Below are 13,529 nucleotides of genomic sequence, written 5' to 3' on the forward strand. Positions count from 1 at the left end.
ATACGATGGTCCGTCGGCTCTTCGCCTTCGCTAATTGAATTCGTATAACTAAATAGGAGACTCCATGAATCGGGCTTCCGGGTTCCTGGTGTGGACCGCGGTCGCGCTACTCGGCGCGTTCGCGTTCGGCACCATTGCACTGGCGCACGGCGAGCGCGTCAGCGCCCTGTGGGTCGTGATCGCCGCAGTCTGCGTGTATCTGATCGCCTATCGCTTCTACAGCCGCTTCATTGCAAACCGGGTGTTGCAGCTCGACGTCAATCGCGTCACGCCCGCCGTCCGGCACAACGACGGCCTCGACTACGTGCCCACCAACAGGTACGTGCTGTTCGGCCATCATTTCGCCGCGATCGCGGGCGCCGGGCCGCTCGTCGGTCCCGTGCTCGCCGCGCAGATGGGTTATGCACCCGGTATGCTGTGGATTCTCGCCGGCGTCGTGTTCGCGGGTGCGGTGCAGGATTTCATCGTGCTGTTTATCTCCGCGCGCCGCGACGGCCGCTCGCTCGGCGATCTGGTGCGGATGGAACTGGGCGCCGTGCCGGGTGTGATCGCGCTGTTCGGTGCATTCCTGATCATGGTGATCATCCTCGCCGTGCTCGCGCTGATCGTCGTGAAGGCGTTGACGAATTCCCCGTGGGGCACGTTCACGGTTGCGGCAACCATTCCAATCGCGCTGTTCATGGGCGTTTATACGCGCTTCATCCGGCCCGGCCGGATTGGCGAGGTATCGATCATCGGTTTTGTGCTGCTGATGGCCTCCATCGTGTGCGGCCAGCAGGTTCACGACTCACCGGCGCTTGCCGCGTGGTTCACGTTCAGCGGCACACAGCTGACATGGATTCTGATCGGCTACGGCTTCATCGCATCGGTTTTGCCGGTCTGGCTGCTGCTTGCCCCGCGCGATTATCTGTCAACGTTTCTGAAGATCGGCACGATCGTCGGGCTGGCCATCGGCATCCTGATTGTCGCGCCCGAACTGAAGATGCCCGCGCTGACGAAGTTCGTCGATGGCACGGGACCGGTCTGGTCGGGCGGTCTGTTCCCGTTCCTGTTCATTACGATCGCGTGCGGCGCGGTATCGGGTTTCCATTCGCTGATTGCATCGGGGACGACGCCGAAGCTGCTCGACAACGAGCGCAACGCGCGCTTCATCGGCTACGGCGCGATGCTGATGGAATCGTTCGTCGCGATCATGGCGCTGGTGGCCGCGTCGGTCATCGAGCCGGGCATCTACTTCGCGATGAACGCGCCGGCTGCGGTGCTGGGCACGACGCCCGAGGCGGTCGCGCAGACGGTGTCGCAATGGGGCTTCATGCTCACGCCCGACATGCTGGGCGCAACCGCGAAGGCGGTCGGCGAAACGACCATCGTCGCGCGCGCTGGCGGCGCGCCGACGCTCGCGGTCGGCATGGCGCACATCCTGCACCAGGTGATCGGCGGGCAGGCGATGATGGCGTTCTGGTATCACTTCGCCATTCTGTTCGAGGCGCTGTTCATTCTGACCGCGGTCGATGCCGGCACGCGTGCGGGCCGCTTCATGCTGCAGGATCTGCTGGGCACGTTCCACCCGGCGCTGAAACGCACCGAATCGCTGCCCGCCAGCCTGATTGCCACCGCGCTGTGCGTGGCGGCCTGGGGATACTTCCTGTATCAGGGCGTGGTCGATCCGCTCGGCGGTATCAATACGCTGTGGCCGCTGTTCGGCATCTCGAACCAGATGCTGGCCGGCATCGCGCTGGTACTCGGCACGGTCGTGCTGTTCAGGATGAAACGCGAGCGTTATGCCTGGGTCACGCTGGTGCCGACGGTCTGGCTGCTGGTGTGCACCTTGACCGCGGGCTGGCAGAAGATCTTCGACGCGGATCCGAAGATCGGCTTTCTCGCGCATGCGGCGAAGTTGCGCGCCGCGGTGGACGAGGGCAGGATCGTCGCGCCGGCGAAATCGCTCGCGCAGATGCAGCGCGTGATGTTTAACGACTACGTCGATGCGACGCTCGCGGGGCTTTTCATGCTGGTGGTGGTCAGCATTGCGACGTACGGTGTGTCCGCGGTGCTGCGCGCGCGGCGCGCGGATCGGCCGACGGTCCGGGAAGCACCGTTCGAAACGATGCCGGCGACGCCCCGCGCGGGCGGTGCGAACTGAGCGGGGCGGGCGCGATGTTCTCGAATCTGCGCGACGGCACGAAGACCGCAGGCCGTTATCTGGGCGAGACGCTGCGCCTGATGGTGGGCTTGCCGGACTACGACACGTATGTCGCGCATATGCGCGCAACGCATCCCGACCGTCCGGTGATGACCTACGACCAGTTTTTCCGCGAACGTCAGAATGCGCGGTACGGAGCGGGGGCGGGGAAGTGCTGCTGAGCTGAATCGAAGCGACGTCTTGACAGCGCAAGCGGCAAGCCAACGAAGTCGGGCCGCAAAATACAAAGAGCGCAACGGCTTACACCGTTGCGCTCTTTTCATTTGCTACATGGATCGAAAACAGCGGCAGTGCGACGGCAATCAAATCAATCCGCCGCAAACCGCCACGCGATCAATTGACCGCGTCAGCTGTCTCGACCTTCTTGCCTTTGCCCGTGCGCTTGATTTCTTCCAGCTTGATCTCGACGTGGCGTGAGAACACGTACTCGGCCGGACGCTGCTTGTCGAGCGGGATATCCTTCGCGAACGCGCCCGTGGTGCTCGGGCCGTTCATGCTGACCTTTAGCGCCTTCAACGGATGCGTGACGGTATCCATCACGGCGGTTGCCTCGAAGCCGCTATGAACCATGCAGTCCGCGCACTTCTCGTAGTTGCCGGTGCCGTACTGATCCCAGTCGGTGGTTTCCATCAGTTCCTTGAAGGTCTTCGCGTACCCTTCACCGACCAGGTAGCACGGGCGCTGCCAGCCAAACACCGTGCGGGCCGGGTTGCCCCACGGCGTGCATTTATACGTCTGATTGCCGGCGAGGAAGTCGAGGAACATGGCCGACTGGCTGAACGACCAGTTCTTGCCGTTGTTGCCGCGTTTGAAGATTTCGCGGAACAGGTGCTTGGTCTTTTCGCGGTTGAGGAAGTGCTGTTGATCCGGTGCGCGCTCATACGCGTAACCCGGCGAAACGGTAATACCATCGACACCCATCGGCTTCAACGTGTCAAAGAACGCGGCGACACGCTCCGGCACGGCGTCGTTGAACAGCGTGCAATTGATGTTGACGCGAAACCCGCGGCGCTTCGCTTCGCGGATTGCGGCGACGGCCTTCTCGTACACGCCTTCCTGCGAAACCGAGTGGTCGTGCATATCCTTGTCGCCGTCCAGGTGCACCGACCAGACGAAATACGGATTCGGCTCGTAATCGTCCATTTTCTTTTCCATCAGCAGCGCGTTCGTGCAGAGATACACGAACTTCTTGCGCGCCATGATGCCCTTGACGATTTGCGGCATTTCCTTGTGCAGCAGCGGTTCGCCGCCCGCGATCGACACGACGGGAGCACCGCACTCGTCGACTGCTTCGAGGCATTCGGCCAGCGACAGCCGCTGATTCAGGATCGGATCCGGGTAGTCGATCTTGCCGCAGCCATTGCAGGCGAGGTTGCACCGAAAGAGCGGTTCGAGCATCAGGGCAAGCGGATAGCGCTTATTCCCCGACAGGTGTTGGCGCATGATGTAAGCGCCAACCCGAACTTTCTGTAGCAGCGGAATAGACAAGACGTTCTCCTTAAACTTCGCGTGCAGCGAGTGGTTGCGTCAGCTTCGACGGCAACTTGAATTCAACTTTCTCTTCACGGCCCGCCATTGTTGTCACATCGACGGGGCCCAACGCGCGTAGCGCATCAATCACGTTTTCGACCATTTCTTCCGGCGCCGACGCGCCGGCGGTGATGCCGACCGTTTGCGTATGCGCGAACCAATCGGACTTCACTTCCGAACCGTCGGCGACGAGGTAGCTCGGCACGCCGCTTTCGCTGCCGATTTCGCGCAACCGGTTCGAGTTCGAACTGTTTGTCGCACCGACGACCAGTAACACGTCGACCTGGGTGCTCAACTCACGGACCGCCGCCTGGCGGTTTTGTGTCGCGTAGCAGATATCGCGTGTGTCCGGGCCGACGATGTCGCTGAAGCGGTTCAGCAGCGCATCGATAATGCCACGGGTGTCGTCGACCGACAGCGTAGTCTGCGTCACGTAGGCCAGAGGCGTGCCGGTGGGCAGATCGAGTTTCGCGACTTCCGCCTCACTTTGAACGAGTAACACCTTGCCCGGAATCTGACCGATCGTGCCCTCTACTTCCGGATGTCCGGCATGGCCGATCAGAATCAGCGTGCGGCCGGCGGCGACGTACTGGCGGCCCTGCACGTGCACTTTTGTGACGAGCGGGCAGGTTGCGTCGAGCACGTCGAGGCCGCGCTGTTCCGCGGCCCGTTCGACGCTTTGCGCGACGCCATGCGCGCTGAAAATGGCGACCGCGCCCTCGGGCACCTCGTCGAGTTCTTCGACGAAGCGAGCGCCCTTTCTGCGCAGATTATCGACCACATGCCTGTTGTGGACGATTTCATGGCGCACGTACACGGGTGCGCCGTGTTGCTGCAGCGCGCGGTCGACAATTTCGATCGCGCGTACAACGCCCGCACAAAAGCCGCGGGGTTGAGCAAGGATGACTCGCATAAGCTGGCGAACTCCGACCGACGCGGGGTCTTTTACGACGAAATCGGTAAAAACGACTCGATCGCCGCGTCCATTATTAGTTGACGTCTTAAAACCGACAAAAAGCCATGGTTGAAGACCAAAACGCGCATTCTAACGCTAACGCGGCCCGTTTGCCTCCCGGTCCTTTCCGGCGGCGACGTGACACGGCAAAAATGACTCGATGCGCAGGCGGCACGCAACCTTTAAACTAGGGGCCCGCGCGGCAAGTGCCACTGATGACTGCCGCTTGCTGAATGTGGAATCTAGAGGCTCGCTGGATGGAAGTCCACCATTACGATTATTGTGCTGTTGCAAACGCGCCGCACTGGGCGGCCGCGTATCAAGCGGCCGTCGGGCTGCGGGTTTCGGCCAAGGTTTCAGCCCTGCGATCGGCCACACTGTCGGCCATGGAGTCGGCCAGATTGTCACACAGCGAAGAGGTCGCGTTATGAGCGCGGCAGTGCTGTTCATCCTCAGCTGTCTGTCACTTCTGATCTGGTGCGTGCTGCTGTTTGCGCGCGGCGGGTTCTGGCGCGCGCGTCCTGCCGCGCCGCTCGCGACGAACGAACGCGACACATGGCCGGCGGTCGTGGCGGTCGTGCCGGCGCGCAATGAAGCCGACGTGATCGGCGCAGCGCTTGCATCGCTGCTCAAGCAGGACTATGCGGGCGCGTTTCACGTCGTAGTGGTCGACGACCACAGCACCGATGGCACCGCAGACGCCGCACGGGCTGCCGCGCTCCAGCTTCAATGCCCGGACCGATTGACCGTGGCGCTGGCCAAACCGCTACCGGCGGGCTGGTCAGGCAAGGTGTGGGCGCAATCGCAGGGCATCGAGGCGGTGCGATCGCTGGGCTTGCCATCCGACTACCTGTTGCTGACCGACGCGGATATCGGCCACCCGGCCGATGCGCTCGCTCAGCTCGTCGCGCGCGCCGATGCGGAAAAGCGGGACCTGGTGTCGCTGATGGTCCGTTTGCGCTGCGATTCATTCTGGGAAAAGGCGCTGATCCCGGCATTCGTGTTCTTTTTCGCCAAGCTCTACCCGTTTTCGTGGGTCAATAATCCGCGCAATCGCACTGCGGCCGCGGCGGGCGGTTGCATGCTCGTACGCCGTAGCGCGCTCGAGGAGGCGGGTGGCATCGAGTCGATCCGCGACGCGCTGATCGACGACTGCAGCCTCGCCGCGCGCATCAAGCATCGCGGCGAAGGCCGTCATCCGATCCGGCTGGACGTCGCGGCGCGCAGTCTGTCGTTGCGGCCCTATAACGACTGGCAAGAAATCTGGAACATGATCGCGCGAACCGCTTTCACGCAGCTGCATTATTCGGCGTGGCTGCTGCTCGGTACGGTGGCCGGCATGGTGATCATCTATATGGTGCCGCCGGTCGTCGCGCTGACGCTCGGTCCGCTTGGCTGGCCGGCGTGGATCGCGTGGGGCGCCATGTGCTGTGCGTATGCGCCGATGCTGCGCTACTACGGCCGTTCGCCGCTATGGGCGCCGTTCTTGCCGCTTGTCGCACTGTTTTACGTGAGCGCGACGATCGGCTCGGCTGTGCGGTACTGGCGTGGCAAGGGCGGGCAGTGGAAGGCCCGCGTCCAGGCGCCGGTGCAGGAACGATAGGACACGCCCAATGATCACATCGACCACACTGCGCCGCTTGCTCTGTCTGGTCGCGTTGTGGCTTGGTTCGATGCAAATTGGATGGGCGCAGCAAAGCGGCGACATGCCGACGCAGAGCGACGGCGCATCGGCGGGCAGCGCCGCTTCGAGCAGCCTCCCGTCGGGCAGCGCTCACGCGAGCAGCGACCATGTCTCGGACTATCTCGCGCAGAAGTTCGGCGTGGCGAAAGAGAAGGCCGTGCAGATATCGAACGCGGTCCGCGTGGCGTCGGAAAAATACGCGCTGCCGCCCGCGCTGCTGCTCGCGATCATTTCGATCGAATCACGCTTCGAGGAAAAGGCCAAAGGCCGTAACGGCGCGACCGGTCTGATGCAGGTCGTGCCGAGTGCGCATCGGCCGCTGCTAAAAGACGTTAAAGATCTGACGGAACCCGACACGAACATCGAAGTGGGGTCGGCGATCCTGTACGGCTATCTGAAGTCAGCGGGGGGCGATCTGAACGCCGCGCTGAAGAGCTATGGCGGATCGAAGGCTTACGCGGATAGGGTCGGTCTTCGGGCCAAGGCCTTCGCGCCGGTTGTGGAACCGCAGGAACGTTCCGCGGGGCCATGGCAAGGCGTACAGGCGGACGCGTGCGACGCGCGATGGACTGCCTTCTGCGTTCGTCCAATCGCGTGGCGTGGGCCGGCGTCCGACCCGACCGAAAACACCGCCGAACCGATGTCGTCGCAAGCGATGCCTCTGCCGGGCGTGCTGTTGCCGCTGCTGCGCTGATGTCGCGGCCGACGCCGCGTGGTTGGTTACGCCTGGGTCAGCATCATGTACATTTGAATGACCATATCCGGCGAAAACGTGAACGGCACCCAGCCATGGCCGGTGTGACGCATCACCAGCAGCCGGTCGCCATTCGACTGTTTCTGCACGGCCATCGCCGGATTCTTCGTCGATACGAAACGCCAGCCCGCGGGCAGATTCGCCGGCGCTTCGGGCTGCATCGACGCGCGCGCATTCGACAATTCCTCGATCAGCTGGCCGACCTGCAGCGGATGCAACAGCACCCTCTGACCGCCGATCGTCATCGCGATTTCGTTCTGGTTCGGCCGTTCGATGTGCAGCGTCGGTTTGTCAGCCGGTTGCGCGTCATGCTGTGCCGTGGTGCGCGGGGCGTCGTCGCCGCCGTTTGTGACCGGTTCAGCGTGTGCGGCCACGGGTGCGGATGACGCGCCGACTGATGCCGCGGCGGCGTGAATGAGATCATCGACGCTCGCCTCAATCGCGCCGATCTGTTCCTGAAGGTTCATGCGACGGTTCTCTGAGAAGACCCGCGATTTTACCTTTCGGATAGCCTTTTTGATCGCGGCCGCGGCTGCCGACGTTGTAACAAAATGCAGCGCGCACACGGCTCGTCGTGCTGCCGTACGGACCGCATCGCGCGCAGCGCATTGAAATGCCCGGCTCTCGCAGGCGCGTCACTTCCTCAGATACCCCGCGTCGCGGAACCAGTCGAGCGCATCCTTCAGTCCTTCACGATACGGTCGCGCATGGTAGCCAAGTTCGCGCTGCGCTTTCGCCGACGTAAAGTACATTTTGTTCTTCGACATCTTCAGCGCGTCGACGGTAACGAAGGGTTCCCGTTTCGTGAACTTTGCAACGGCTTCCGCGCCGACCGCGAGCGGGTAGAGAGGCCAGCGCGGCAGACGGATCGTCGGCGGCTTGCGGTTCGACAGCGCCGCGATGTCCGCGAGCATCGTCTGTAGCGGCAGATTCTCGCCGCCGAGAATGTAGCGCTCACCGATCTTGCCGCGCTCGAGTGCGAGAAAATGCCCGGCGGCGACGTCGTCGACGTGCACGAGGTTCAGGCCCGTATCGACGAACGCCGGTATCTTGCCGGTCGCCGCTTCGACGATGATGCGCCCGGTCGGCGTCGGCTTCACGTCGCGCGGGCCGATCGGCGTCGACGGATTGACGATCACCGCCGGCAAGCCGTCGTTCGCGATCATCCGCTCGACCGCGCGCTCGGCGAGCACCTTGCTGCGCTTGTAAACGCCGACCGCCTGCTGGGGCGTCATCGGCGCGGTTTCGTCGACCGCCTGCCCGGAGCCGGTTACCTTCAGCGTCGCGACGCTGCTCGTATAAACGATGCGCTCGACGCCTTCCTTTAGCGCGGCGCGCATGGTCGCTTCGGTGCCTTCGAGGTTGGCGCGCTCAATCTCGGACGGATCGGGCGCCCACAGGCGGTAGTCCGCCGCGACATGCATCAGGTAGCGCGCGCCGCGCAACGCAGCGCGCATCGACGCTTCGTCGCGCATATCGCCGACGGCGACTTCCGCGTCGAGTGCCTCGATATTGCGGCGCGGACTGGTCGCGCGCACCAGCACGCGCACGGCGAAACCTTTCTGTTGCGCGATGCGCGCCACCGCCGAGCCGACGAAACCCGACGCGCCCGTGACGAGTATGAGATCGCGATTCTGATCAGCCATTCCTGTGTGCTTCCCCGCTTGACAGTTGTCGGATTGTACGTGGGCAGAGATGACACGTGGCGTTTGCCGAAATCCCGTCGCGATGAATCGGTGTTCGCGTGCGGGCATTCGGCCTGCGACGCGACTAGAATGCCCGCTTAAAGGACTGCTTGACGGATGGCTTAAGGACACATGGGAGATGAGAGCATGACCGGCACGGATCTCGATTCGCGAATCGAAACGTACTACGTGCGCGTCAGAGGCGTGGTGCAGGGAGTGGGCTTTCGCCTGGCGACGGTGCGCGAGGCGCACGCGCTCGGTATCAAGGGCTGGGTGGCGAACGTTGACGACGGCTCGGTTGAAGCCGTGCTGCAAGGACCGGCGAACCAGGTCGACCGGATGCTCATGTGGCTTCGGCATGGCCCGCCGGCGGCGCGCGTCACCGAAGTGACCGGCGAGGAACGCGTCACCGACAAGCGCTACGAGCGTTTCGAGCAGCACTGATCCCGCTGCGAATGCGGGTGTCGTCGCGTGGTGCGCCTGGACCGGCCGGCAACGACACTTTGGCCCTAGCGCGCGACCAGCAGGCTTTCCGCAAACCCCCAATCCTGCTCGACCCACTGCTGACGGCATGCGAAACCCGCGTCGTCGGCGATCGCATCGATCTCGTTGACGCGGTACTTGTGGCTGCTCTCGGTCCAGATCGTTTCGCCGGCTTCGAGTGTCACATTCAATTGCGCCGCGCGAACCTGCGCCGTGACGCGGCGCTTCGCACGCAGATGCATCTCGACGCTGCGTGCATCCGGATTGAAACGCGCGACATGCTCGAACGCCTCGAGATCGAACGTGCCGCCCAGTTCGCGATTGACACGCGCGAGCAGATTCAGATTGAAGGCCGCGGTGACGCCAATGGGGTCGTCATAGGCAGAGATCAGCACGGGCACGGGCTTGTCGAGGTCGGTGCCGAGCAGCAGCGCATCGCCGGGCAGCAGCATGCCGCGGATGTCACGCAGAAAGCGCGTGGCCGCAAGCCGGCCGAAGTTGCCGATCGTGCTGCCGAGAAACAGCACGAGCAGCGGTTCGTCGCGCGAACGACGCTTGCTGACTTCCGCAAGCCCGGCGAGATAGTCGCGCTCGTAGCCCACGATCGAAAGGCGCTCGAGATCGCCGAGTTCACGACGACATAATTGCAAAGCGGTGCGCGAAATTTCAATCGGCGAATAGGTGGTCGACGTCGTCGGGCGTTTCTTGCATAAAGCTTCCAGAATGCGCCGGGTCTTGCGGCCGCTGCCGCTGCCGAGCTCCGCGACGATCGCATTGTGTGGCACGTGCGCGACGATATCGGCCGCATGCTGCGTCAGCAGACGCTCTTCGGCGCGCGTGACGCCGTATTCAGGCAGTGCGGTAATCACTTCAAAGAGTGCGGAACCTACTTCGTCGTACAGATACATCGACGGCAGCTCTTTTTGTGGCGCATGCGTCAGACCGGCTCGCACGGCAGAGGCGAATTCGGGGGAGACGTCGTGCGATAGGGCTGGCTGGGTCATGTTCGCTCCATGTTGTGCATGCCGGCGGCGGTCTGCGATGCTGCCGGTCATTCGGGGTTGCGCGCGCGAACTGTTCTGTGAACGTCGCACACGAAAGGCGGGTACAACTGCGGGCTTGCACGTGCAATTAAAGGGACGTTGCGTTCGGCATCGGCGGCGCCGAAGACACCGCCAAGCAAGAATCGCGCTTGCCGGTTATGGCATCCGTCCCGACGTGAGTGAACCATGAAGGCGTGAAGGTTACTTTCTACTCCAATGCGCGAAATCGTGCACGCACCCCTTCGTATGTTAATCGCCACCCATCGGATACACAGGAAAGTCTAGAATGCCGGCTTTGGTCCGACGATGCGCACCGTCGCCTGACACCTCTGTCGATGATTATCCGCTCAGTCGAAACAATCGCTTGCATGAACAACTATATGGCTGCGGTACAACGCGTTGCACGTCGCCGACGCGCGTGCAGCCGCATCGCATGTCCCGTTCCTGAACGGACTTCCATTCGATGAGTGCATATCAGCCCGGGCGTGGCATCGCATTTTCGGTTGGCGCATCCGCGCTCTTCGCGTTGCTGTCTGTCTACGCGAAATTGCTGGCGCCTTTGAGTGGGCTCGATATTTTTGCGTGGCGTGTGTTGTGGACCGCGCCCGGGGCGCTGACGCTGATCGCGTTGCGCTCGCGTCTGCCCGAATTGGGCACGCTCGCGACGCGTGCGGTGACCGAGCGTTGGACGGCGCTTGCTCTGATCGTTAGCGCGGCATTGCTTGGCATGCAGCTTTGGGTGTTCTTGTGGGCTCCGCTGCACGGGCGCATGCTCGAAGTGTCGCTCGGCTATTTTCTATTGCCGCTCACGATGGTGCTGACCGGACGCTTCTACTATCGCGAGCGGCTCGATCCACTGCAATGGGCGGCGGTCGGTTGCGCGGCGATCGGCGTGGCACACGAGTTGTGGGTGACCGGCGCATTTTCATGGCCGACCCTGCTTGTCGCCCTCGGCTATCCACCGTACTTTGTCTTGCGTCGCAAGATCAATGCTGATTCGCTGACCGCTTTCGCAGTTGAGATGACGCTGCTATTCCCGGTCGCGGCAGTGATGGCGGCGACCGGCGGTTCGTTGACATTGCTGGCCGGCCGTATCGACATGTGGATACTATGGCTGCCGGGTCTCGGCTTGCTCAGCACCGTTGCGCTTGGATCGTATCTGAAGGCAAGCCGCCTGTTGCCGATGGCGCTATTCGGCATTCTTGGGTACGTCGAGCCGGTGCTGCTTGTGCTGGTGTCGGTGACTTTGCTGGGTGAGCACCTGAGCGCGACCCAGTTCGCGACGTACGTGCCAATCTGGCTAGCGGTTGCGCTGACCGCTTTGCACGGCGCGCGGCTGATCCGGCTGCAGATGCGTTAGAAGGTCTCAAATGCGTTCATGTTTGCGGCGTGGGCCGTACGATCGGATCGTAGCCGCCCAGGTTGGCAAGCGGGCGAGCCGATTGCGATCGCAATTGCGCCGCGACCTTTTCCACGGGGGTTGTTGAGTGACTCCGCAGCCGTATTCATCATCATGCTCGCTAGCAACAGATACGGCGTAACCACGGGGATATATGGCGTAATCATCGCGGCTGTACCGGTTGTGTCTGTCTCCCGTTCTGTCATTACAAGGACCGCCCGGGATGATTAGACTAAGGGTAGGCGTGTCCTGGGTGTTGCCAGGTTATGCCGGGCCGCCCTTGCGACCGCAGTACGGGGGGGCTCGCGACTTACCACTTGGGCGGTTCGATCGATGAGTATTTTTGACTGAACAGCGAATGGCTCGTTTGTGATTTCATTTGGCTATACACATTTTCCACTGGCGTATGCTTGTTTTCGCCGACCAAATCGAGCGTCATGTTGGTAACGCTCAGGAATGGCGTTAGCACGGGGCCTATTACTGGAACATAGGGCATCAGCGTACCAATTAATTTTAGCGATGACTGCGCCATTTTGAATCTATCGTCGCTCGTCAAGGAGCCTTGGCGACATTTTTCTCGGTAGTCGGAGACCTCCTTGGCAAAGTTCTTGACCGACAGTCCAAGGCCCACGACGTTTGCCGCAGTGAGTGATTGCGCCTCGCCGGGAATATTCCAGGCTTTATTGCCTGGCAATTTGAATGTTGTTTCGTTTTCCACCAGATTTTGCAATTGACCATTCAGACTCCTTGCGGTTTCGGCTAATTCTTTGCAATACGCAAGCTCTCTTTCGCGATGATTGTTGATCCTCGGCATCTCATTGGTTTGCGCCGCGTGTTCCGCCGCAGAGACATTCGAGGAAGATCGTTCGATTTGCTGCGCATTCTCGTCGATATCCGCCTGCGCTGCCGAGGTTGAAGCGCCGCGCCTCTCGGAAACAAACTCGCGTTCCTTCTGCTTGTCGGTGCCGACGCGCATGTTATTGACCGTTTTGTCCGAGAGCGCCGAGAACTGATTAGCTTGATCATCGATGTCGGCAATGGCGCTTTCAAGGTTCGTTTGGCGCTCCTTCATCAGTGCGCCAGTCTTGTCTGGGCTGTCACCGCTTTTACCGACGGCTACTGCATTTGAGTCCAGATTGGACTGGAACGCTTTGACCTGGCTGTCGATGCTGTCCTTTCTCGACTGCGCATTCTGCGCGAGGAGCATGTAGGCCTCAGAATCCTTGAAAAGCTGTCGATCTATATCTTCCGCACCGGTAATTCCATTGTTTTTTCCGCGCCACGCTCTGATATCTTCTACCTGTTCTTGCCACACCTTTGCTACGTCCGTGTCTATTTTGTCCTTGGCGGCCTGTGCGGCTTCAGCAAGTGCCTTTTGCGTCTCGCTGGGGGACTTATTCCAGGCGGTCTGGCTATCCGTCTTTGTACCCGAAGGGCCTGCTGAATGAGCTTCCAATGCAGCAGCACGAATGTTGAGTCGATGTGCCGTTGGTGGGCGGTAGGCTTTTACGAGGGCAGTACCCACGCCGGTCGGCTTGTGGTCACCACCTGATTGCCCGGATGGTCGCTTTGTGCGTCCTTGTGCCGCTGGGTTCCCCGATGGGTGGTCGCGATCATCATCTTCAACGTCATTAAATTGTGCGGAATTTCCATTTGTGGTGTTCAGATTGGTTTGCATATCTAATTAATTGATCATTGTCAGAAAATCGAATAGAACCGTTGCGAGATCTATTCATGCGGTCGCCTCCTGGTTGGAAGCAGTCCAAATTAAACGCGCAAATACCTTGCCCCGG

12 protein-coding genes are annotated in these 13,529 nt (G+C 61.6%); 6 read left to right on the forward strand and 6 right to left on the reverse strand.

Annotation, left to right across the window (positions count from 1 at the left end; all coding sequences use genetic code 11):
* Positions 1–64 precede the first annotated feature (64 nt).
* Both HV796_RS13635 and HV796_RS13640 read left to right on the forward strand, forming a co-directional pair.
* A complete protein-coding gene (locus tag HV796_RS13635) occupies positions 65–2,143 on the forward strand; it encodes a carbon starvation CstA family protein (protein WP_175227029.1) in 2,079 nt (692 codons plus the stop codon).
* A gap of 14 nt (positions 2,144–2,157) precedes the next feature.
* A complete protein-coding gene (locus HV796_RS13640; protein ID WP_175227030.1) occupies positions 2,158–2,364 on the forward strand; it encodes a YbdD/YjiX family protein in 207 nt (68 codons plus the stop codon).
* 172 nt (positions 2,365–2,536) lie between these two features.
* On the opposite strand, the gene hpnH is transcribed toward HV796_RS13640, so the two are convergent.
* Together hpnH and ispH are read right to left on the reverse strand one after the other, a co-directional pair.
* Positions 2,537–3,691, reverse strand: a complete 1,155-nt coding sequence (gene hpnH, locus HV796_RS13645) for an adenosyl-hopene transferase HpnH (RefSeq protein WP_175227031.1) — start codon at positions 3,689–3,691, stop codon at positions 2,537–2,539.
* A 10-nt stretch (positions 3,692–3,701) separates the two neighbouring features.
* Positions 3,702–4,646 carry a 4-hydroxy-3-methylbut-2-enyl diphosphate reductase gene (gene ispH / locus HV796_RS13650; protein ID WP_175227032.1) on the reverse strand — a complete coding sequence of 315 codons (945 nt, stop codon included), beginning with the start codon at positions 4,644–4,646 and terminating at the stop codon, positions 3,702–3,704.
* A 469-nt stretch (positions 4,647–5,115) separates the two neighbouring features.
* On the opposite strand from ispH, the gene HV796_RS13655 reads away from it, so the two are divergent.
* Together HV796_RS13655 and HV796_RS13660 are read left to right on the forward strand one after the other, a co-directional pair.
* Entirely contained in the window at positions 5,116–6,291 is a 1,176-nt protein-coding gene (locus tag HV796_RS13655) for a glycosyltransferase (RefSeq protein WP_175227033.1), read from the forward strand.
* A 10-nt stretch (positions 6,292–6,301) separates the two neighbouring features.
* Positions 6,302–7,066, forward strand: a complete 765-nt coding sequence (locus HV796_RS13660) for a transglycosylase SLT domain-containing protein (protein ID WP_377695186.1) — start codon at positions 6,302–6,304, stop codon at positions 7,064–7,066.
* A gap of 26 nt (positions 7,067–7,092) precedes the next feature.
* Here HV796_RS13660 and HV796_RS13665 read toward each other — a convergent pair whose 3' ends face one another.
* Both HV796_RS13665 and hpnA read right to left on the reverse strand, forming a co-directional pair.
* Entirely contained in the window at positions 7,093–7,593 is a 501-nt protein-coding gene (locus HV796_RS13665; protein WP_175227034.1) for a hypothetical protein, read from the reverse strand.
* A gap of 168 nt (positions 7,594–7,761) precedes the next feature.
* Positions 7,762–8,772 (reverse strand): hopanoid-associated sugar epimerase, encoded by a 1,011-nt coding sequence (gene hpnA / locus HV796_RS13670; RefSeq protein WP_175227035.1) that lies wholly within the window; start codon positions 8,770–8,772, stop codon positions 7,762–7,764.
* Positions 8,773–8,958: 186 nt separating this feature from the next.
* Here hpnA and HV796_RS13675 point away from each other — a divergent pair, with 186 nt between their 5' ends.
* Complete coding sequence (locus tag HV796_RS13675; RefSeq protein WP_175227036.1) at positions 8,959–9,255, forward strand: acylphosphatase; 297 nt, start codon at positions 8,959–8,961, stop codon at positions 9,253–9,255.
* 65 nt (positions 9,256–9,320) lie between these two features.
* Here HV796_RS13675 and egtD read toward each other — a convergent pair whose 3' ends face one another.
* On the reverse strand, positions 9,321–10,298 hold the full coding sequence (gene egtD / locus HV796_RS13680) for an L-histidine N(alpha)-methyltransferase (protein ID WP_175227037.1): 978 nt from the start codon (positions 10,296–10,298) through the stop codon (positions 9,321–9,323).
* A 502-nt stretch (positions 10,299–10,800) separates the two neighbouring features.
* Here egtD and rarD point away from each other — a divergent pair.
* Positions 10,801–11,697, forward strand: coding sequence for an EamA family transporter RarD (rarD, locus tag HV796_RS13685; protein ID WP_175227038.1), 897 nt, complete (start codon positions 10,801–10,803; stop codon positions 11,695–11,697).
* Positions 11,698–12,046: 349 nt separating this feature from the next.
* Here the strand turns inward: rarD and HV796_RS13690 are convergent, their stop codons facing one another.
* Positions 12,047–13,414, reverse strand: coding sequence for a hypothetical protein (locus HV796_RS13690; protein ID WP_175227039.1), 1,368 nt, complete (start codon positions 13,412–13,414; stop codon positions 12,047–12,049).
* Between the last annotated feature and the right edge of the window lie 115 nt (positions 13,415–13,529).

The sequence above is a fragment of the Paraburkholderia humisilvae genome (assembly GCF_902859855.1).
In the GTDB taxonomy this organism is placed as follows: Bacteria; Pseudomonadota; Gammaproteobacteria; order Burkholderiales; family Burkholderiaceae; genus Paraburkholderia; species Paraburkholderia humisilvae.